Raw genomic sequence first — 19,244 nt, forward strand, 5'->3', positions numbered from 1 at the left:
GAGCATGTCTGAAACAGGAGCCGGCAGTGCCGGGGGGTTGAAGCAGACCGCTGCCCTCCAGATTGACGTTGAACAGCTGGGGCCGAGGACGCGGAGCTTCCGGGGCGTTCCGGCCGTGATCATCAGCCTGATCGCCATTGCCGCTTCACTCTTTCACCTGTACACGGCCCAGTTCGGTCTCTTTTTCGCCCTTACCCAGCGCGATATTCACTGGATGTTCATGTCGGTGCTTATTTTCCTGCTCTACCCCGCGACCAAGGACGCGGCCCGTAACCGCCTGCCCTGGTACGATGTCATCATGATCGTGCTGGCCCTAACCGGCGGGCTGTATATTCTCATCGACATGGAGAACATTGTGGCCCGGGCCGGGGCGCCGACCCGGGCGGACGTGATCCTAGGCCTGATCATGGTGCTCCTGGTCCTGGAGGCCGCCCGCCGTACCATCGGTTGGGCCCTGCCGGTGGTGGCTGTCGCCGCGCTGGCTTATGCCTACTTCGGCCGCTACATGCCGGGCCTCCTGGCGCACAAGGGCTACTCGCTGCAGCGCATCTTCCCCTACCAGTTCCTCACCACCGAAGGGATTTACGGTGTGCCGCTTGGGGTTTCGGCCACCTTTGTCTACCTCTTTATCCTTTTCGGATCCTTCCTGGAAAAAACAGGGGCCGGCAAGTTCTTCATTGACCTGGCCTTTGCCCTTACGGGCTCTTCCCAGGGCGGCCCGGCCAAGGCTGCGGTGGTCTCCAGCGGCCTCATGGGCTCCGTGTCCGGCAGTTCGGTCGCCAACGTGGTGACCACCGGCTCCTTCACCATACCGCTGATGAAAAAGGTGGGGTACGAACCCTACTTCGCCGGGGCTGTGGAGGCGGCCTCCTCCACGGGCGGGCAGATCATGCCCCCGGTGATGGGTGCGGCGGCCTTCATCATGGCCGAGGTCCTGGGCGTAGCCTACATCAAGGTGGCGGCGGCCGCGGCCATCCCCGCCATTCTCTACTACATTTCCCTCTTCGCCCAGGTGCACTTCCGTGCCGGGCGGCTGGGACTGCGCGGCCTTACGCGCGACCAATTACCGGGCCTGAAAGAGACGATCAGCCGCGGCTGGCACCTGCTGGTACCGCTGGCGGCGCTGATTGTGGTGCTGGTGCGCGGCTACTCGCCTATGAAGGCGGTGTTCTGGACCATTGTCCTCACTGTGGGTCTCAGCTTCCTTAAACGGGAGACCCGGATGACACCCCGGCGCTTCGTCGCGGCCCTGGAGGATGGCGCCCGCTCAGCGGTGGAGGTGGCGGCGGCCTGCGCCTGCGCCGGCATCGTCGTCGGGGTGGTTACCATGACCGGCCTGGGGCTGAAACTGGCCGGGCTGATTGTCACCTGGTCGCAGGGCCTTCTGGCCCTGGCCCTGCCCCTTACCATGCTGGCTTCCATTCTCTTGGGCATGGCCCTTCCCACCACCGCCAAGTACGTGGTGCTCTCCACCCTGGCGGCGCCGGCGCTGGTACGCCTGGGCGTACCGCCCATGGCGGCCCATATGTTCATTCTCTACTTCGGCGTGGTGGCCGACATCACCCCGCCGGTGGCCTTGGCGGCGTACGCCGGCGCCGGTGTGGCCGGGGCCAACGCTATGAAGACGGGTTGGGCGGCGGTGCAGATCGGCCTAGCGGCGTTCATCGTCCCCTTCATGTTCGCCTACAGCCCCTCGCTGGTGCTCATCGGCAGTGCCGGCGAGATCATCCTGGCTTCCCTCACCGCCACGGTGGGGGTGATCAGCCTGGCGGCCGGCATCCAGGGCTGGATTCTTACCCGGACCCGCTTGTGGGAGAGGGTAGTCTGCCTGGGTGCAGCGCTGCTTTTGATCCGGCCCGGTCTCGTTACCGATCTCGTGGGGCTGGTGGGACTCTCCGCCGTGCTGGTGCGCCAGTTTGCGGCGACGCGTTCCGCCGCCGGCCGGGAGGTGCGGGCGCGGGAAGATGCCGTCACCAGCGAGTAAGTTGATAAGTTAACACCCGATGCCGGTATAGCTCACCCCTGCTCTGGTAAGACTAGAGTAGGGGTGAAGAATATGGAAAAGGAAAAGAAAGAACGACGTTCCGGCCTCTTCGCTAGTTTGAGGGCAGGCTGGAAGAGCCTGCTGCGGCGGCAGATGGCGCTGGCGTCCCTTGTCCTGATGGTAGTTGTTACGGTGGCCGGCCTCTTTTACCTGGCCGGCGACTGGAGCAGCCCGCGCTACGACGAAGGCGAGGACTTCTTCTGGCAGGAGCCTGCTCCGCCTGCGGAACCCGCTCCGGCGGAGGAGGCGGCCGCGCCGGAGGAGGCGCCCGCGGCGCCCAAGCCGGCCGCTCCCGCTCCGGCGAGGGAGGGGACCGCCAAGCCTGCTGAGCCGGTCGCCGCCCGGCCCGGCCCGGAAGAGGGCACCGGAGAACCCGGCCCGGAGCCTAAGGAGCCGCTGCAGCCGGTACTGGCGCCCGGGCAGGCCTTCCACGACCTGGCCCTCCCCGTGCTGGCCCAGGTTTCCTCGCCCTTTGGCTGGCGTAAACACCCGGTGTTTGCCGACTGGCGCTTCCATCCCGGCGTGGATCTGGCTGCTCCGCTCGGCACCGAGGTAAAGGCAGTGCTGCCTGGTACGGTGGCCGAGGTCAAGGACGACGCGGTGCTGGGTAAGGTGGTCAGTATCGACCACGGCGAAAAGCGGCGCAGCACGTACGGGCACCTGGAAAGGGTGGACGTCGAGGTGGGCCAGGCGGTGGAGCGCGGGCAGGCCATCGGCACCGTCGGCCAAACGGGCCTGGCCGGCGAGCCGCACCTGCACCTGGAACTCAGGCTCGATAAGGAGGCCGTGGACCCGGTTCCCTACCTGCCGGCGGTACCCGGCGGAGCGGGTACCGCGGTCAATAGCGGGCACTAGGCGCCGGTTGACGGCACTTGACCGCGCCCCATTGAAACCAACGACCGACAGCGTGACGAGAAGGGGTCACCTCCCGCGGAGGTGGCCCCTTCTCGCTTCCGAGCGCATTTTTTGCCCGTCCGGGCATATACATTTACTGCATTCAAGCTCAGAGGGGGGACGGGCGTGCGCGACCACATTTACGAACGGGTTCTTAAGATAAGCCAGTTCATCGCCGAAACTGGCGCGACGGTCCGCCAGGCGGCCCAGGAGTTTCAGGTGAGCAAGAGCACCGTCCACAAGGACATGGCCGAGCGTTTACCCAAAATCAATCCACACCTGGCGGAGAAGGTGCGGGCCATTCTCGACCAGAACAAGGCCGAACGGCACCTAAGGGGCGGCGCCGCCACCCGCAAAAAATACCTGGGAGCATGACCAAAAAAGAGGATATTTGTGGAAGCATGTAGAAATACATCCTAAAGAAGGAAGGGAGCGAAAGGGGCTAGGTACATGTTCTGGGGTGCGGACATCGGTATTGATCTCGGCACGGCCACGGTGCTCATCTACATGCGCGGCCGTGGCATTGTCCTGCAGGAACCCTCCGTGGTGGCGATCGAGCGGGACAGCGGACAGCTCCTGGCTGTGGGCGAAGAGGCCCGACGTATGCTCGGCCGTACCCCAGGCAACATCGTTGCCATCCGTCCCCTGCGCGACGGTGTTATCGCCGATTACGACGTTACCGAAAGGATGCTGAAGTACTTTATCACCAAGGTTTGCGGGCAGCACCTCTTCTTCCGTCCCCGCATCATGGTCTGTATCCCGGCGGTGGTGACCACCGTGGAGAAACGGGCGGTGCTGGAGGCGGCCATGCAGGCGGGCGCACGCCGCACGTACCTTATCGAAGAGCCCCTCGCTGCGGCCCTGGGCGCCGGGCTGGAGATCGCCGAGCCGAGCGGCAGCATGGTGGTGGACATCGGCGGCGGGACCACCGATGTCGCCGTGCTCTCCCTGGGGGGTATCGTCCTCGGGGAGTCGCTGCGCGTGGCCGGGGACAAGTTCGATGACGCCATTGTGCGCTATGTGCGCCGCGTCTACAACATGATGATCGGCGAGCGTTCGGCCGAGGAGCTCAAGATCAACATCGGCACCGCCTTTCCGGCCGGCCGCAAGGAGAGCATGGACGTGCGCGGGCGGGACCTGGTGACAGGCCTGCCCAAAACCATCCGTATCACCTCCGAGGAAACCCTGGAGGCGCTCATGGAGCCGGTGCAGGCCATTGTGCAGTGCGTGAAGTCGGTGCTGGAGAAAACCCCACCGGAGCTGGCCGCCGATATAGTGGATAAAGGCGTTGTGCTCACCGGGGGCGGCGCTTTGCTGCACGGATTGGACAAGCTTTTGGCCCAGGAGACGGAGATGCCGGTGTATGTCTCCGAGAACGCCGTGACGGCGGTTGCCCTCGGCACGGGCCGCGCCCTGGAGTACCTGGACAAGCTCCGGAGCAAAAACACCTTTGTTTCCGAGCTTCTGCTTAAAAAGTAGGGAGGTGATGCTGTGCTGCGCGGACTTTACTCTTCCGCCGCCGGAATGGTCGCCCAGCAGGTGCGCCTGGACGTGCTGGCCAACAACCTGGCCAATGCCGCCACGGCCGGTTACCGGGCCGACACGGCGGTTACGGCGGCCCTGCCCGATCTCTTCCTCTACCGCTTCAACGACGCCCTGGCGGCTTTCCCCGGCGCTCCGGCCGGCGGCCCGGCACCGGTGGGCTTTCTTGGCACCGGGGCGGCGGTGGCTCAGGTGGCCACGCTCCAGCGCCCGGGGCCGTATCGGGAAACCGGCAATCCCCACGATTTCGCCCTGCGCGGCCCCGGCTACTTTGTGGTGAACACCCCCCAGGGGCTGCGCTACACGCGAAACGGCGCCTTCGAGGTGAACCAGAACGGGGAGCTGGTGACCGGCGAGGGCGACCCGGTGCTGACGCGCGCGGGCGCTGTGGCGCGGGCAGACGACCCGAACCTGGCCGCGAACTTGGCGGTGGTGGACGCGCCGCCGGGCGTTGTGCTCACCAAGGTGGGAGACAGCCTCTACGCCGCCCCGCAGGCGCTGCCACCGGCGGCTGCTCCCGTGGTGCAGGGTGGGCTGGAAGGGGCCAACGTGGAGCCGGTGGAGGCCATGGTGGAGCTTATCAGCGCCATGCGCACCTACGAGGCCGGCCAGAAGGCCATCCAAACCCAGGACCAGACCCTGGACAAGCTCCTTAACGAAGTGGCCAAGGTTTAGTGTATCCAGGGGCCGGACTGCTTGGCAGGGGCCCCGGGCCGTGGACTGACGGAAGCGGCCCATCTTTCCCACAATGCCTTCAGAAGGAGGAAGATGCGATGATCCGGGCCCTGTGGACGGCCAGCACGGGCATGCTGGCCCAGCAGCTCAACATCGATGTTATTTCCCACAACCTGGCGAATGTGAACACCGCCGGCTTTAAGAAAAGCCGGGTGGAGTTTCAGGATCTCATCTATGAAAACATCCGGGGCGCGGCGCCGACGGCACTGGGCGGCTACACCCCCACCGGCCTGGCGGTGGGCCACGGGGTGCGCCCGGCGGCCACCCAGCGCCTCTTCAGCATGGGTAACATCCAGCCTACGCAGAACCCGCTGGACGTGGCGATTGAGGGCGACGGCTTCTTCGAGGTGCAGCTGCCAGACGGTACCATGGCCTATACCCGCGACGGCTCGTTTAAGCTCGATGCCGACGGTAACTTGGTGACCACCGATGGCTACCTGGTGCAACCGCCCATCACCATCCCCCCGGATGCGACGGACGTCGCCATCGCCGAGGACGGCACGGTTTCCTACAAAGTAAATGGGATCGAGACCACCGATGGCCCCATCACCCTGGCGCTCTTTCCCAACCCGGCCGGCCTGGAGGCTATGGGGCGCAACCTCTTTCGGGCCACGGCGGCCGCCGGCCAGGTAACCGCCGGGCTCACCCCCGGGCAGGGCTGCGGCAGCCTTGCCTCCGGCTACCTGGAGATGTCCAACGTGCAGGTGGTGGAGGAGATGGTGAACATGATCACCGCCCAAAGGGCGTATGAGATCGGCGCCAAGGCCATCACCGCCGCCGACGAGATGCTGGGCGTGGCCAACAACCTGCGGCGCTGAGTGCCGCCTTCGGCCCGGCCGACCTGTAGGAGTGAAGAACAATGCGAGCTGAGCTTACCACTGCGCCCTCTGCCCCGGCTGCCCCGGCGCGCGGCCGGGACAAAGAGCAGGCCCTCAAGGAAGCGTGCGAGGAGTTCGCCGCCCTCTTCTGGGAACAGGCCGTGCGGGCCATGCGGCGCACGGTGCCCAAGACAGGGCTCCTCGACGGCGGGGCGGGCGAAGAGGTTTTTCAGGGGCTCCTCGATGGCGAGTACGCGCGCCAGGTGGCACGCGCCGAAGGGAGCCTGGCCGCGGTTCTCTTCCGGCAGCTCAAGCCCTTAACGAAAAATTAAAGTTTCTGATCCGAGAAACGCTTGCCAGCGGCGGGAAGTTGTATTACAATAAGTCACAATACCAAGAGCGATGCGGGGAACAGTAGGAGGGTTTTCCTTCCAAGAGAGCCGGTGGTTGGTGCAAACCGGCGAAGCGAAGCCCTTCGAATCCATCCCCAAGCGGGCGGCCGAAGCCTAGTAGGCCGGTACGGTTGATACCCGTTACCGTATCCAAAGAAGGTGCCCACGTGCGGCACCAAGCTGGGTGGCACCGCGGGAAGGCCTCTCGCCCCATATCAGGGGGCGGGGGCTTTTTAATTTACCCAGAGATCAGCGCAAGGAAGGAGAGAGATTCTAATGCAGGGAAAGCAGCACCTATTCATTCCAGGGCCGACGCCCGTTCCGCCCGAGGTGGCGGCAGCCATGACGCGGCCGCTCATCGGCCACCGAAGTTCAGAGTTCGCTTCTCTGCAGCGATCTCTCGTGGCGCAGGTGAAACAGGTTTTCCAGACGGAAAACGACCTCTTTATCTTTTCTTCCTCCGGCACAGGAGCCATGGAGGCGGCGGTGGCCGCCGGCGTGCAGCCGGGCGAGCGGGTGCTCGCCCTGGTGACCGGCCACTTCGGCAACCGCTTTGCCGCCGTCGCCGAGCGCTGGGGGGCCCGGGTGGAGCGCCTGGAGTCCACCTGGGGTGAGCCCTTCGACCTCGAGGCCGTCAAGGAGGCGCTGGCGCGCGGGCCGCTGCCGAAGGCCGTCCTGGCCACCCACAACGAAACCTCCACCGGCGTGGTGAACGACATCGCCGGCCTGGGCGCCCTGCTTAGGGATACGCCCGCCCTCCTCATGGTGGATGCCGTGAGCAGCATGGGCGCCATGGACATCCGGACCGATGAGTGGGGCGTGGACTTCATGCTCACCAGTTCCCAGAAGGCCTTCATGCTGCCGCCGGGCCTGGCCTTCCTGAGCGTCAGCCCCAAGGCCTGGCAGGCCGTCGAGGCGGCGGCGCCCCGCAGCTTCTACTTCGACCTTCTGGCCTGGCGCCAAAGCGGGGCCAAGGGCTTCTCGCCCTGGACGCCCAGCATCGCCCTGCTCTACGGCCTGGAGGCGGCGCTGGCCCGGCTCTTCGCCGAGGGCCTGCCCGAGGTGTGGGCGCGCCACCGCCGCTACGCCCGCCTGGTGCGGGCCGGCCTTAAGGGCATGGGCCTCGAGCTTTTGGCCGCCGACGCGTGCGCCTCGGCCACGGTCACGGCGGCGCGCACCCCGGGCGTCCCGGCCGACGAGGTGCGTGCCCTGGCGCGGCGCGAGTACGGCCTCAGCCTGGCCGGCGGCAAGGGGAAACTCGCAGGGGAGATCCTGCGCTTCAGCCACATGGGCTACGTGGATGAGCTGGAGCTTCTCGGGGCGCTGGCGGTACTGGAGCTGGCATTTGCCCGGCTCGGCTTTCCAGTGAAGCCGGGGGCCGCCGTGGCGGCGGCCGAAGAAGAACTCCTTACGGGAGGTGGCGGGCGTGGCTAAGGTTCTCTTACTCGATAACGTCGCCCGTGAAGGGGCGGAGGTCCTGGAGCGGGCCGGTCATACAGTGGAGGTGCGCAGCGGGCGCCTGACGCCCGAAGAGCTGGCGCGGCGCCTGGAGGGCTGCGCGGGGCTCATCGTGCGCAGCGCCACCCGGGTGACGGCGGACGTTCTCGCCGGCGCGCACACGCTGGCCGTGGTCGGCCGGGCGGGGGTGGGCGTGGACAACATCGATGTGGCGGCGGCCAGCCGCCATGGCGTACTGGTGGTTAACGCCCCCGAGGGCAACACCACGGCGGCGGCGGAGCATACCATTGCCCTTATGCTGGCGCTGGCCCGCCACATCCCCCAGGCGGTTGCCGCCCTGCGCGCCGGCCGCTGGGAGCGGCAGGCCTTCCTGGGAGTGGAGCTGGCCGGGAAAACCCTGGGCATTCTGGGGCTGGGCCGCGTCGGCACCAAGGTGGCGGCCCGCGCCCGGGCGCTGGAGATGCGCGTTCTAGCATATGATCCCTATGTTTCCCCCGAGGAGGCCGGCCGCCGGGGAGTGGAACTCACCGGGCTCGAGCGCGTGATTAAAAACGCCGACTTTCTCACGATTCACCTGCCCCTTACCGCCGAGACGCGTGGGCTCATCTCAGCGACGGCCTTGGCGGCCATGAAACCGGGGGTACGCATTATCAATGCCGCCCGCGGCGGGATTGTGGATGAAGCCGCCCTGGCGGCGGCGGTGAAAGCGGGACGGGTGGCCGGCGCCGCCCTGGACGTGCTGGCCCACGAGCCCTGCACCGACAGCCCGCTCCTGGGCCTGGACAACATCATCATCACCCCGCACCTGGGGGCCTCCACGCGCGAGGCCCAGGTGCATGTGGCCGTCCAGGCGGCGGAGCAGGTGGCGGCTGCCCTGGCCGGCGGCCGCCCGCGGTACGCCCTCAACTGGGATGAGGTTAGGGGCTGCCGGGCGGCCCGCGCCATCTAGCGGGGAGGGAAAGCATGGGTACACGGGTAATCCTGGCGCGCCACGGGGAAACCAGGTGGAACCTGGAGGGCCGTTTTCAGGGGCAGCAGGACACAGAGCTCTCGCCCCGCGGTTGGGAGCAGGCCCACCGCCTGGCCGCGGCTCTGGCGCCTGTATCCCTGGCCGCCGTTTATGCCAGCCCGCTGGCGCGGGCGCGGGAGACGGCGGCGCTGGCGGCGGGAGCGCACGGGCTCAAGGTGGAGCTTATCCCGGCCTTCCGGGAGATCAGCCACGGCAGCTGGGAAGGCAGGCGGCATGAAGAGGTGGCAGCGGCGGACGGCGAGCGCCTGCGGCTCTGGAAGACCCGGCCGGAACGCGTGACCATGCCGGGCGGGGAAAGCCTCAAGGAGGTAAGGGAGCGGGCCTGGCCCGCCCTGGCCGCCCTGGCCGCGCGGCACGCCGGAGAGACCATCCTGGTGGTGGCGCACGACGCGGTGAACAAGGTACTCCTGGCTGCCGCACTGGGGCTGGGGGAAGAGGCCTTCTGGCGCATCAAGCAGGACAACGCCTGCCTCAACGTGCTGGAAGAGGCGGCAGGCGGCTTCCGGGTGGCGCTCCTTAACAGCACGGCGCATCTGGGGTACCTGGTGTCGGAGCTGGAGCAAAAGGCGTTGTAGTGGAAAAGGGGACACGCCTGTAGTGGGGTAAGAATTGATGGCCGGGTAAGTCCCCATTAGGTGAAACGGGGTACCGCAAGGGCCCCTTTCTTTGTTTATCCGGGAGGAAAAAAGGCAAAGATGGCGAATGACTGGGGATGAAAGGTAAAGCTTACATCCTGGCATCTTGCGTTGCAGCCAGGGATAGAGTAATAATGAAAGGCGGGTAACCATGCTGGACATCCAGGCCATCCAGGCCATCCTGCCCCACCGTTACCCCTTCCTGCTGCTCGACCGGGTGCTGGAGCTCGAGCCCGGCAGGCGGGCGGTAGGCTTGAAGAACGTGAGCGCCGACGAAGCTTTTTTCCAAGGCCATTTTCCCGGACAACCGGTGATGCCGGGGGTACTCATCGTTGAGGCCCTCGCTCAAACCGGGGCCGTGGCGCTGCTCAGCCTGCCCGAGTTCAAGGGCCAGCTGGCCTATTTTGCCGGCATCGATAAGTGCCGTTTCCGGCGCCCGGTGGTGCCCGGCGACCAGCTGCGGCTGGAGGTGGAGCTCACCAAGCTGCGCGGCACGGTGGGCAAGGGCGTCGGGCACGCCTACGTGGGTGAGGAGCTGGCGGCGGAGGGAGAGTTCACCTTTGCACTGGCCAAGGATTAGCCATTGCCGGCGGCAGCGTATATAGTATACTGGTAGGGTAAGGTGCCCGATCCTTTGGGAAAGGAAGCGATCGCTATGACGACAACTAAAGAGCAGCGCCAGGCGCGGGCGCCAGTGGCCGGTTCCCCGCGCGTCTACGACTTCCTGCGGCCCAAACTGGAGCGGGTAGCCCAGGACCTGCACGATTCCCTGGTGGACTTTGCGGAGGACGAGCGTTTTGCGGCCGACCTCGACCGCGCCTTCCATATCTTTTTCTCTGAAGAGGCGGCCGAAATTCTCGACCCCGAGGAAGAAGCGGCCTTCATCTCCTTCATTGAGTGGTTTGTCTACGACTACCGTCTGGCACCCCAGGGGGAGCGCCTCATCGAGGTTTTCCAGCGCGAAGAGGCGGCCTACCTGGGCGAGCTGGAGCGCCAGGTGCTGGCCGCGTGGCAGGATACCAACATCTCCCTCTTTGAAGTGAACCGCATCGACGAGGAAGGGGTCTGGGCCGAGGACCTCTTCACCGGCGAGCGCATCCGCATCGCCGACCAGAACATGGCGGCGGGCGTCACTCTCTGGTCGCTGCTTCTCTGCCGGGTGCTCCCGGTGGGCGAGACCTACCAGCCCTCCGGTGCGGCCCTGGAGGTGCCCCCCATGTTCAAGCGCGACATCCTGCGCCAGGCCCAGGCCGACTTCCGGCGCTGGCAGCGCCAGCGCCGGGGCGGCGGTGGTTGGCGCGCCTACCTCAGGGAGCGCGGCTACAGCTTAAACATCACCGTGGCCCGCCTCTTTGTCACCGGCCAGGAAGAGCTCAGCCGCGAGGAGGAGCTGCTCTGGCGCGACGAGGGGAAATCCCCGCGGGCACCCCTGGGGCTGTCGCCGGAGCTCAAGGAGAAGCTCCTGCGCCAGTACTACGAGGAGTACTTCCGGCAGTGGCCGGATACCCCCCATCCCAGCCTGCGCGGCTCCACGCCCCGGCAGTACTGCCAGAGCCCGGCGGGGCGGCGGCGGGTGCGGGAGATGCTGAAGGAACTGGAGTTTATCGAGGAACGCAAGAAGCAGGCGGGAGAGATACACTACGACATCAGCCGCCTGCGCCAGGCTTTGAACCTGCCCCCGGAGGACGGCGCCTGCGTGGAGCGCCCCAGCATCAAGTGGTCGCACCCGGTGTACAGCAACGTGGCCGAGGAGCTCCGGCGGCGCCTGGCGGAGGCGGGTTACCTCAAGCCGCAGGTGGAAAACGCCGTCCAGCTGTGGGCGGACTACTGCCGCACGGCGCGCCCCGAGGTGAAAAAGCGTGAGACCTGGCTGGCGGCGCTGGAATACACGATGGCTCGGCTGGAGTTTATGAGCGGTGTCACGCAAAAAGAACTGAGCCGCAAGTATCGTGTGGCGGCCACCAGCATCTCCAGCAATTTCCGCAGCATCTGGCAGACGCTCAAGCTGGAGAACTTCGACCAGCGTTACACCACGCAAGAAGACCCGTACAGCAAGCTGCTCCGCTTCTTGCGCTAGCGGGGGGTGAGACGATGCAGGAGACGGCCGGCCAACCAGCCGGCGAGGCCACCCTAACCGGCGAGGTCAAGGCGATTGTTTTCCGCAACCCTACCTCGGGCTACACGGTGGCGGCGCTCAAGTGCCCGCAGGGGGAAGTACGCGTAACCGGTCACCTGGCCACGGTGCGCGCAGGTGGCCGCTACGTTTTTTACGGCGACTGGGTGTGCCACCCCAAGTACGGGCAGCAGTTCGCCGCCGGCGCGCTGGAGGAGATTGTGCCGGCGGAGGAGGAAGGGATTGTCGGGTATCTCGCCAGCGGGCTCATCCCCGGGGTGGGTGAGCGCCTGGCCCGGCGGCTGGTGGAACACTTTGGCACGGATACCCTCAAGGTGATCAGCGAGGAGCCGGCGCGGCTGGTGCAGGTACCGGGGGTGGGGAAAAAGCTCGCCGGCAAGATTGCCCGCTCCGTGAATGAACATAAAGACGTAGAGCGCCTCATGGTCTTTTTGCGCCACCACCACGTCAGCACCAGCCTGGCCCTCAAGATCCACCGCCGTTACGGGCGGGAGGCCATTGCCCGCCTGAAGGACAACCCCTACGCCTTAACCGACGACATCTTTGGGGTGGGGTTTCTTACCGCCGACCGCCTGGCCTGCGAGCTGGGCCTGCGCCGGCACGCACCGGAGCGCCTCACCGCGGCCGCCCTATATGCCCTGCGCCAGGCGGCGACCCGTGCCGGGCACTGCTACCTGCCGGCGCAGGAACTGGTGGCGGAGACGCTGAAGCTGGTGAACGCGCCCGGCGAGGAGGAGCCAGTGGAGGAAGACGAGGTGCAGGCCGCCTTGGCCGGTTTAAGCCAGCGCTCACCCGAGGTGGTGGTGGAAGGCGACCGCTTCTGGCTGCCCTACCTCTACCAGGCGGAGCGGGGCGTGGCCCGGGAACTGCAGCGGCTGCTGAAGGCCGAGCGGCGGGTGCCGCCTGCCAAGCTGGAGGCGGCCATCCGCCGGGCGGCGGCCGAACTGGGGCTCACCTTTGCCCCGGCCCAGGAGCTGGCGCTGCGCCAGGGGGTGCTCCAGGGGGTGACCGTGCTCACCGGCGGCCCCGGCACCGGCAAATCCACCATTGTCAGCGGCCTCATCCGCGTGCTCTCCGAGCTGGAGCCGGGCGTGCGCATTCTCCTGGCGGCGCCCACCGGGCGGGCGGCGCAGCGGCTGACCGACCTTACCGGCTGTGAGGCCAGCACCATCCATCGTCTCCTGGGTTACACCCTGGCCGAGGGCGAGCCCACCTTTACGTATAACAGCGAAAACCAGCTGAAGGCCGACCTCGTCATCGTCGATGAGTTCTCCATGGTGGATGTCCTTTTGGCCTACCAGCTTTTCCAGGCCGTGCCCACCGCCTGCCGGCTGGTGCTGGTGGGGGACAAGGATCAGCTGCCGAGCGTCGGGGCGGGCAGCGTCCTTAGGGACATCATCGCCAGCGACTTGGTGCCCACCGTGCGCCTCACCCAGATCTTCCGGCAGGCCGAGCAGTCGCTCATCACCGTGAACGCCCACCGCATCAACCAGGGGCAGGGTTTGGTGCTGAAGCCGGCCTCCGACTTTTACTTCCTGCGCTCTGAGGACCCCGAAGAAACGGTGCGCACTGTGCTCGATCTGGCCGGCCGCATGGTGGGTACCTTCGGGCTCGAGAACGTCCAGGTGCTGGCCCCGATGCATAAGTACGTCACCGGCGTGCAAAACCTGAACAAACTGCTTCAGGAGAAGCTCAACCCGGCTGCGCCGGGCAAGAAAGAGTACCCCTTCCGCGATGGCTTCTTTCGCACCGGCGACAAGGTGATGGCCGTGCGCAACAACTACGACAAAGGGGTCTTCAACGGCAACCAGGGCCGCGTGGTGGACGTGATCCTGGCGCGTGAAGACGAGGACGTGGAGGAGGACACCCTGCTCGTTGACTTTGACGGGCTGCTTGTCCCTTACGGCCGCTCCGAACTGGACGAGCTCACCTTGGCCTACGCCGCCACCGTGCACAAGGCACAGGGGAGCGAGTTTTCCTGCTGCATTTTTGTCCTCAGCACCCAGCACTGGTACATGCTGCAGAGGAACCTCCTCTACACCGGGGTGACGCGCGGCAAGGAGCTGGTCATGCTGGTCGGCAGTCGCCGCGCCCTCGTGCGCGCCGTGGCCAACAGCACCGTGCAGGAACGCTACACCGCCCTGGACGAGCGCCTGCGCGGAGCCGGTGTCGCACAATAAAAACTTCTTCCCGCCGGCAGGAAAACCCTTGCCGGCGTCTAATATACGTAAATAGCATAGCACATTTACCTTACAGCATATCATATTACACCCAGATAAAAGCACTAAGACATACCAATGGGTAAAATGTTTAAGGGGAGAGGAAAACATGGAAACCAAACCGGTAACCTTAAGCGTGATTAAGGCCGACGTAGGTAGCCTGGTCGGCCACGTGCAGGCCCATCCCGATATGCTGACTGTGGTGAAGGAGCACCTGGCCCGGGCCACGGAGGACCAGCTCCTGGCCGATTACCATGTGGCCAATGTGGGCGACGACATCGAGCTCATTATGACCCACTACCGGGGTAGCGACAGCGAGAAAATCCATGGCCTGGCGTGGGACGCCTTCATGGCCGCGGCGGAGGTGGCGCGGCGGCTTAAGCTCTATGCGGCCGGGCAGGACCTTTTGTCCGATGCCTTCTCCGGCAACGTCAAGGGCATGGGCCCCGGGGTGGCGGAGATCACCTTTAACGAACGGCCCAGTGAGCCGGTGGTGGTCTTCATGGCCGATAAAACCGATCCCGGCGCCTGGAACCTGCCCCTTTACAAGATGTTCGCCGACCCCTTCACCACCATCGGCCTGGTGATCGACCCCAAGATGCACGACGGCTTCATCTTTGAGGTCCACGACCTGGTGGAGCACAAGAAGGTTACTTTCTCCCTGCCGGAGGAGCTTTACGACCTCCTGGTCTTCATCGGGTCCCCGGGCCGCTACTGCATCAAACGCGTCTACAGCAAGAAAAACGGCGAACTCGCCGCCGCCACCAGCACCCAGCGCCTGAACCAGATCGCCGGCCGCTACGTAGGAAAGGACGATCCGGTGTGCATCGTGCGCTGCCAGAACGGCCTGCCGGCGGTGGGTGAGGTGCTCGAGGCCTTTGCCGAGCCGCACCTGGTGGCGGGCTGGATGCGTGGTTCGCACTACGGCCCGCTCCTTCCCGTGGCCGAGGCGGACAGCCGGCCGACGCGCTTTGACGGGCCGGCGCGCGTGGTGGCGCTGGGCTTCCAGCTCTGCAATGGCCGCCTGGTGGGGCCGGTGGACTTCTTCGCCGACAAGGGCTTCGACCGGGCGCGCGAAAAGGCGCTGGAACTGGCCGATTACCTGCGGCGCCTCGGCCCCTTCGAGCCCCACCGGCTGGCCCTGGACCACCTGGAATACACCACGCTGCCTCTGGTGGCGGAGAAGCTCAAGGGCCGCTTCCAGCCCATCGAGTAGCCTCAAGCCGACAACGTTTCCCCTGGCGGGATTGCTCCTGGCGGGCAGCCCGCCTTTTTTTTATCGTTGGGGACAGGTCGGGCCCTCGTCTATGCTCTGGATTGCCGACCTGTCCCCATACATCTATCCCCGAATTGCCGACCTGTTCCCATACATCTATCCCCGGATTGCCGACCTGTCCCCGTACCGCGCTTATGTATGCCTTTCCCCCTTATTGGTAATAATACGTACTGGAACTTCTTTCCCGGCGGGCCGGACGGCGAGGGCCCGGCCTGCCGGGGAGCTATTAAGGGGGAAAAACAGGTGCTTAAGGCGGCCCGCAGCGCGCTTTTCGTCACCGCTCTGGCAGTAGCGGCTTTATTTGTCTACCACGCCCATTCCCCGGCCCTGGCGCTCAGCCCGGCGGGGCGGGATCTCATCCGCCTGCACGTCGTCGCCAACAGCGACAGCCCCGCCGATCAAGCTGTAAAGCTCAAGGTGCGCGACCGCATCGTCGCCGAGACCGGGGCGCTTTTCCGGGGTGCCGAGAGCGAACCGGAAGCCGAGCTTCTTCTTACCACCCATCTGAGCGAAATCCAGCAGGTAGCCGACCGGGTGCTGCAGGCGGAGGGAGTAAGCTACCGCAGCCACACCGAGGTGGGTGTCTATGAATTTCCCGAGCGCAGCTACGGCACCCTTAGCCTCCCGGCCGGCCGCTACCGTGCCCTGCGCGTGGTCCTGGGCGCCGGTAAAGGCGCCAACTGGTGGTGCGTCCTCTTCCCGCCGCTTTGCTTCGTGGACGCCAGCGTCGGTCAGGGCGTCGCTCCCGTAACTTCCCCGGCGCTGGGTACCGCCGGCGGCACCACCGCCCCAACAGAGTCGCGGCCGGTGGCCGTCCGCTTCAAGTTGGCCGAGCTCTGGCAACGCTTTACACACCGCCACACCCTGGCTTCTACCAGCCGCACAAATTAATTGACGTCGATGAGATCCTAGCGGATCCTTCTCCAGCCCCTTCGGGGGCTCTTTTATTGCCTTCTAGGTTGGTTATTTCCCGAAGAAAAATATCTTTTGCTGGGAAGCAGGATTTTACCACTACATGTCGAATTCCCTTACTTGGAATTAGGTGAACGTTAAACCAAGAGACTCCAGCAGAAGAATCGCGGCAATACATAAAGCAACACTACTATCTCTGTCCTCAACAGGAGAAAGGTGAGAACGTGCGTATTGGCGTTTTAACCAGCGGCGGTGATGCACCGGGAATGAATGCCGCCATTCGGGCGGTAGTACTCCGAGCAAGCCAGCGGGGAACAGAAGTGGTAGGAATTCGCCGTGGATACGAGGGTTTGTTGGCAGGCGAGTTTTGCCCGCTTGGCCCGGCTGACGTTCGAGACATTATCGGGAAAGCGGGTACTGTCTTACAGTGCACTCGTTCTCCCCGATTCGCGACAAAACCGGGGCTGGATGAGGCTTATGCACAGTTACAAAGAGAAGGCATCGGTGCTCTGGTAGTCATCGGCGGTGACGGTTCTTTCCGTGGCGCCGCACGCCTGGCGGCCTTGGGCGTTCAAGTCGCCGGGATTCCCGGCACCATCGACAACGATATTCCTGGGACCGAAAGCACGGTCGGCTTTGACACGGCGGTCAGTATAGTGGTGGAAACGGTGGACCGCGTCAAGGACACTGCCACTTCCCTTGTTACTGCCGAACCGCGAGTTTTCGTGGTGGAGGTAATGGGGCGGGATCTGGGGGCAATCGCGGTGTATTCGGGACTGGCCAGCGGAGCAGACTGGGCCATCATCCCTGAGGTACCTTATGACTTAGATGCCATCTGCGCCAGTATTGTAAGGAGCCGGTACAGCGTCCTCCTCGTGGCCGAGGGGGCCGGCGGGGCATGCGCTATTGCTCAAGAGATCAAGGCCAGACTTAGTATTGAACCTCGTGTCGCCATCCTTGGACACCTACAGCGGGGAGGCGTGCCCACACCGGCGGACCGGATTCTTGCCACTCGGTTGGGCGTGGCTGCAGTGGATTTTCTTCTCGATGGCGGCAGCGGTAAGTACATGGGCATCGTGCACGGAGAAGTCCGGCCGATAGCTTTTCCTGGCGAAGGTGTAAGGAAAGACACAGATCTAGACCTCTACTGGCTGGTCACTCACTTTGCCAATGCCGAGCTGGCCGAGCACACGTTAACGTATCCCCTTAACGTACCGGCCTGAGTAGATAGATAGAAAAGCGGGAAGGGGGGGAGGCCTGTTGAACGTTACCATCAAAGATATTGCCCGCCTGGCGGGGGTTTCGCACACCACCGTGGCGCGCGCCTTGAACGGACAGCCGGGAGTGAGCCAAGAAACCCGGGCGCGCATCCTGGAGCTGGCCCGACGGCTCCGCTACAGCTCCAACGCCCTCGCCCGAGGGCTGGTGACCCGCCGGAGCCAGAGCATAGGTCTCCTGGTGCCCGATATGGCCAACCCGTTCTATGTGCAGGTGGCCAAGGGAATCGAAAAGGTGGCCGTCGACGCTCACTGCAGCCTGGTTGTCTGTAACTCGGACCACCGGCAGGAAAAAGAGATCGAATACGTCCGCTTCCTCCGCGAAAAGCAGGTGGACGGTATGCTGGTGGTACCGCTGCAAAAAGAAAAGCAGCATTTCGTTGACCTGTGGTTGGACAAGTTCCCTTTGGTTTTCATCGACCGCTTTTTCCCGGATCTCCCCGTAGAGTGCGTAGTAAGCGACAACTACGGCGGCGCCAAGCAGGCGGTGGAACATCTTGTCCAGCTCGGCTACCGGCGCATCGCCTTCCTCGTGGGAACCCGCGGCGGCTACGCGGCAGAGGAACGCCTCCGAGCTTACCACGATGTACTTCAGGCGGCCGGCCTGCCGCTGCACGAAGAATACGTGCTTGAGACGCGCGGCGGCTACGCAGATGGTTACCGGCGGGCTCAGGACCTGCTGCGGCTTGACCCGCTCCCGGATGCTGTGCTGGCTGCCAACGACGTGGTGGCTCTCGGGGTGATGCGGTACTTTACAGAACAAAGGGTGCGCATCCCGGCCGATATCGCCCTGGTTGGTTTCGACGACATCGACTTTGCCGGCATGCTTCCCGTCCCTTTGACCACCGTGCGCCAGCATCCCTTGGAGATTGGGGAAAAAGCGGCGCAAATCCTTTTGGATCTTATTGAAGGCCGGCGGGAGCGACAGCTCACCGTGCAACCCGTTGTCTTCGCTGCCGAGCTGGTTGTACGCCAATCCTGTGGGGCTGCCGGAAAAGTGAAAAACCACCGAGCTTTAGCACCGTGTACACCAGGGAGGGAAGAACATGACAGCTGATGAGAATCTTGTGCAAAGGCTGGAGGCGCGGGCCAGGCAAATAAGGGTGGATGTCCTGAAGATGATCCATGCTGCGAACTCAGGCCATCCGGGCGGGTCGCTTTCTGCAGCGGACATCGTCACTACCCTCTACTTTCACGAACTGCGTATTGACCCGCTTAACCCGAAGTGGCCGGATAGGGATCGTTTTATCCTCTCGAAAGGCCATGCCTGTCCAGTCTGGTATGCCTGCTTGGCCGAGCGCGGCTTCTTTCCGGTGGAGACTCTTGCGACGTTGCGCCGCATCGACGGTATCCTGCAGGGCCATCCCGATATGAAGAAAACACCCGGGCTGGACATGACCACCGGCTCTTTGGGCCAGGGCCTGTCCTGCGGTGTCGGCATGGCGCTCGGCGGCAAACTGGCGAAGAAGGACTTCCGTGTGTATGTACTCTTGGGCGACGGTGAGCTGGACGAAGGCCAGGTTTGGGAAGCGGCCATGGCTGCGGCCAAGTATAAGCTGGACAACCTGGTGGCCATTGTGGATTACAATCGCCTGCAGGTTGACGGCTTTGTTGACCAGGTGATGCCGCTCGATCCCCTCAGTGCCAAGTGGAAGGCTTTCAACTGGCACGTGCTGGAGATCAACGGGCACGACATCGCCCAAATCCTCAGGGCGCTGTCCGAAGCTCGTGCGACCGCCAACTGGCCCACCTGCATAATAGCTCACACAGTAAAAGGCAAAGGTGTTTCCTTCATGGAAAACAAGGCGGAATGGCACGGCATGGCGCCGGATGACGCCCAGCTTGAACAGGCGTTGGCGGAACTGGGGGTGAAATAGC

At 64.6% G+C, this 19,244-nt stretch carries 18 protein-coding genes and 1 other annotated feature; all 18 genes read left to right on the plus strand.

The window, feature by feature from the left end:
• Positions 1-4 precede the first annotated feature (4 nt).
• The 18 genes from K5554_RS04520 to K5554_RS04605 all read left to right on the plus strand — a co-directional run bounded on the left by K5554_RS04520 (position 5) and on the right by K5554_RS04605 (position 19,243).
• On the plus strand, positions 5-1,984 hold the full coding sequence (locus K5554_RS04520) for a TRAP transporter permease (protein ID WP_221039950.1): 1,980 nt from the start codon (positions 5-7) through the stop codon (positions 1,982-1,984).
• A gap of 72 nt (positions 1,985-2,056) precedes the next feature.
• Positions 2,057-2,899: a M23 family metallopeptidase gene (locus tag K5554_RS04525; protein WP_221039951.1), complete on the plus strand. Its 843-nt coding sequence runs from the start codon at positions 2,057-2,059 to the stop codon at positions 2,897-2,899.
• Positions 2,900-3,064: 165 nt separating this feature from the next.
• Positions 3,065-3,313 (plus strand): sporulation transcriptional regulator SpoIIID, encoded by a 249-nt coding sequence (gene spoIIID, locus K5554_RS04530; RefSeq protein WP_221039952.1) that lies wholly within the window; start codon positions 3,065-3,067, stop codon positions 3,311-3,313.
• A 75-nt stretch (positions 3,314-3,388) separates the two neighbouring features.
• Positions 3,389-4,417 (plus strand): rod shape-determining protein, encoded by a 1,029-nt coding sequence (locus tag K5554_RS04535; RefSeq protein ID WP_221039953.1) that lies wholly within the window; start codon positions 3,389-3,391, stop codon positions 4,415-4,417.
• 12 nt (positions 4,418-4,429) lie between these two features.
• Entirely contained in the window at positions 4,430-5,155 is a 726-nt protein-coding gene (locus K5554_RS04540) for a flagellar hook-basal body protein (protein WP_221039954.1), read from the plus strand.
• A gap of 98 nt (positions 5,156-5,253) precedes the next feature.
• The gene (gene flgG / locus K5554_RS04545; protein WP_221039955.1) at positions 5,254-6,033 is read left to right on the plus strand and encodes a flagellar basal-body rod protein FlgG; all 780 of its coding nucleotides are present in this window, start codon (positions 5,254-5,256) and stop codon (positions 6,031-6,033) included.
• 41 nt (positions 6,034-6,074) lie between these two features.
• On the plus strand, positions 6,075-6,365 hold the full coding sequence (locus K5554_RS04550; RefSeq protein WP_221039956.1) for a rod-binding protein: 291 nt from the start codon (positions 6,075-6,077) through the stop codon (positions 6,363-6,365).
• A gap of 61 nt (positions 6,366-6,426) precedes the next feature.
• Positions 6,427-6,641 (plus strand) — a binding site (T-box leader).
• 60 nt (positions 6,642-6,701) lie between these two features.
• Positions 6,702-7,859 (plus strand): alanine--glyoxylate aminotransferase family protein, encoded by a 1,158-nt coding sequence (locus tag K5554_RS04555; protein WP_221039957.1) that lies wholly within the window; start codon positions 6,702-6,704, stop codon positions 7,857-7,859.
• Positions 7,852-8,832 carry a hydroxyacid dehydrogenase gene (locus K5554_RS04560; protein ID WP_221039958.1) on the plus strand — a complete coding sequence of 327 codons (981 nt, stop codon included), beginning with the start codon at positions 7,852-7,854 and terminating at the stop codon, positions 8,830-8,832. Before K5554_RS04555 ends, K5554_RS04560 begins: the two co-directional genes overlap by 8 nt.
• A gap of 14 nt (positions 8,833-8,846) precedes the next feature.
• Positions 8,847-9,488, plus strand: a complete 642-nt coding sequence (locus K5554_RS04565; RefSeq protein WP_221039959.1) for a histidine phosphatase family protein — start codon at positions 8,847-8,849, stop codon at positions 9,486-9,488.
• A gap of 211 nt (positions 9,489-9,699) precedes the next feature.
• On the plus strand, positions 9,700-10,128 hold the full coding sequence (fabZ, locus tag K5554_RS04570; protein WP_221039960.1) for a 3-hydroxyacyl-ACP dehydratase FabZ: 429 nt from the start codon (positions 9,700-9,702) through the stop codon (positions 10,126-10,128).
• Between the two features lie 75 nt (positions 10,129-10,203).
• Positions 10,204-11,625, plus strand: a complete 1,422-nt coding sequence (locus K5554_RS04575; protein ID WP_221039961.1) for an MbcA/ParS/Xre antitoxin family protein — start codon at positions 10,204-10,206, stop codon at positions 11,623-11,625.
• Between the two features lie 14 nt (positions 11,626-11,639).
• A complete protein-coding gene (locus K5554_RS04580) occupies positions 11,640-13,862 on the plus strand; it encodes an ATP-dependent RecD-like DNA helicase (RefSeq protein ID WP_221039962.1) in 2,223 nt (740 codons plus the stop codon).
• 148 nt (positions 13,863-14,010) lie between these two features.
• On the plus strand, positions 14,011-15,117 hold the full coding sequence (fbp, locus tag K5554_RS04585) for a fructose-1,6-bisphosphate aldolase/phosphatase (RefSeq protein WP_221039963.1): 1,107 nt from the start codon (positions 14,011-14,013) through the stop codon (positions 15,115-15,117).
• 303 nt (positions 15,118-15,420) lie between these two features.
• Entirely contained in the window at positions 15,421-16,068 is a 648-nt protein-coding gene (gene spoIIR / locus K5554_RS04590) for a stage II sporulation protein R (protein ID WP_221039964.1), read from the plus strand.
• Between the two features lie 245 nt (positions 16,069-16,313).
• Complete coding sequence (locus tag K5554_RS04595) at positions 16,314-17,312, plus strand: ATP-dependent 6-phosphofructokinase (protein WP_255565506.1); 999 nt, start codon at positions 16,314-16,316, stop codon at positions 17,310-17,312.
• A 37-nt stretch (positions 17,313-17,349) separates the two neighbouring features.
• Complete coding sequence (locus K5554_RS04600) at positions 17,350-18,423, plus strand: LacI family DNA-binding transcriptional regulator (protein ID WP_221039965.1); 1,074 nt, start codon at positions 17,350-17,352, stop codon at positions 18,421-18,423.
• Positions 18,413-19,243, plus strand: a complete 831-nt coding sequence (locus K5554_RS04605; RefSeq protein ID WP_221039966.1) for a transketolase — start codon at positions 18,413-18,415, stop codon at positions 19,241-19,243. The genes K5554_RS04600 and K5554_RS04605 overlap by 11 nt, the downstream gene beginning before the upstream one ends.
• The last annotated feature ends 1 nt before the right edge of the window (position 19,244 follow it).

It is taken from the genome of Gelria sp. Kuro-4, assembly GCF_019668485.1.
Lineage (GTDB): Bacteria > Bacillota > DTU030 > DUMP01 > DUMP01 > DUMP01.

What these genes read in the sequence shown, in the direction of transcription:
- K5554_RS04555 (WP_221039957.1), top strand. Translation starts at nt 6,702, where the DNA reads ATGCAGGGAAAGCAGCACCTATTCATTCCAGGGCCGACGCCCGTTCCG.
- flgG (WP_221039955.1), top strand. Translation starts at nt 5,254, where the DNA reads ATGATCCGGGCCCTGTGGACGGCCAGCACGGGCATGCTGGCCCAGCAG.
- K5554_RS04575 (WP_221039961.1), top strand. Translation starts at nt 10,204, where the DNA reads ATGACGACAACTAAAGAGCAGCGCCAGGCGCGGGCGCCAGTGGCCGGT.
- K5554_RS04550 (WP_221039956.1), top strand. Translation starts at nt 6,075, where the DNA reads ATGCGAGCTGAGCTTACCACTGCGCCCTCTGCCCCGGCTGCCCCGGCG.
- K5554_RS04605 (WP_221039966.1), top strand. Translation starts at nt 18,413, where the DNA reads ATGACAGCTGATGAGAATCTTGTGCAAAGGCTGGAGGCGCGGGCCAGG.
- K5554_RS04565 (WP_221039959.1), top strand. Translation starts at nt 8,847, where the DNA reads ATGGGTACACGGGTAATCCTGGCGCGCCACGGGGAAACCAGGTGGAAC.
- K5554_RS04580 (WP_221039962.1), top strand. Translation starts at nt 11,640, where the DNA reads ATGCAGGAGACGGCCGGCCAACCAGCCGGCGAGGCCACCCTAACCGGC.
- K5554_RS04520 (WP_221039950.1), top strand. Translation starts at nt 5, where the DNA reads ATGTCTGAAACAGGAGCCGGCAGTGCCGGGGGGTTGAAGCAGACCGCT.
- K5554_RS04535 (WP_221039953.1), top strand. Translation starts at nt 3,389, where the DNA reads ATGTTCTGGGGTGCGGACATCGGTATTGATCTCGGCACGGCCACGGTG.
- fabZ (WP_221039960.1), top strand. Translation starts at nt 9,700, where the DNA reads ATGCTGGACATCCAGGCCATCCAGGCCATCCTGCCCCACCGTTACCCC.
- fbp (WP_221039963.1), top strand. Translation starts at nt 14,011, where the DNA reads ATGGAAACCAAACCGGTAACCTTAAGCGTGATTAAGGCCGACGTAGGT.
- K5554_RS04525 (WP_221039951.1), top strand. Translation starts at nt 2,057, where the DNA reads ATGGAAAAGGAAAAGAAAGAACGACGTTCCGGCCTCTTCGCTAGTTTG.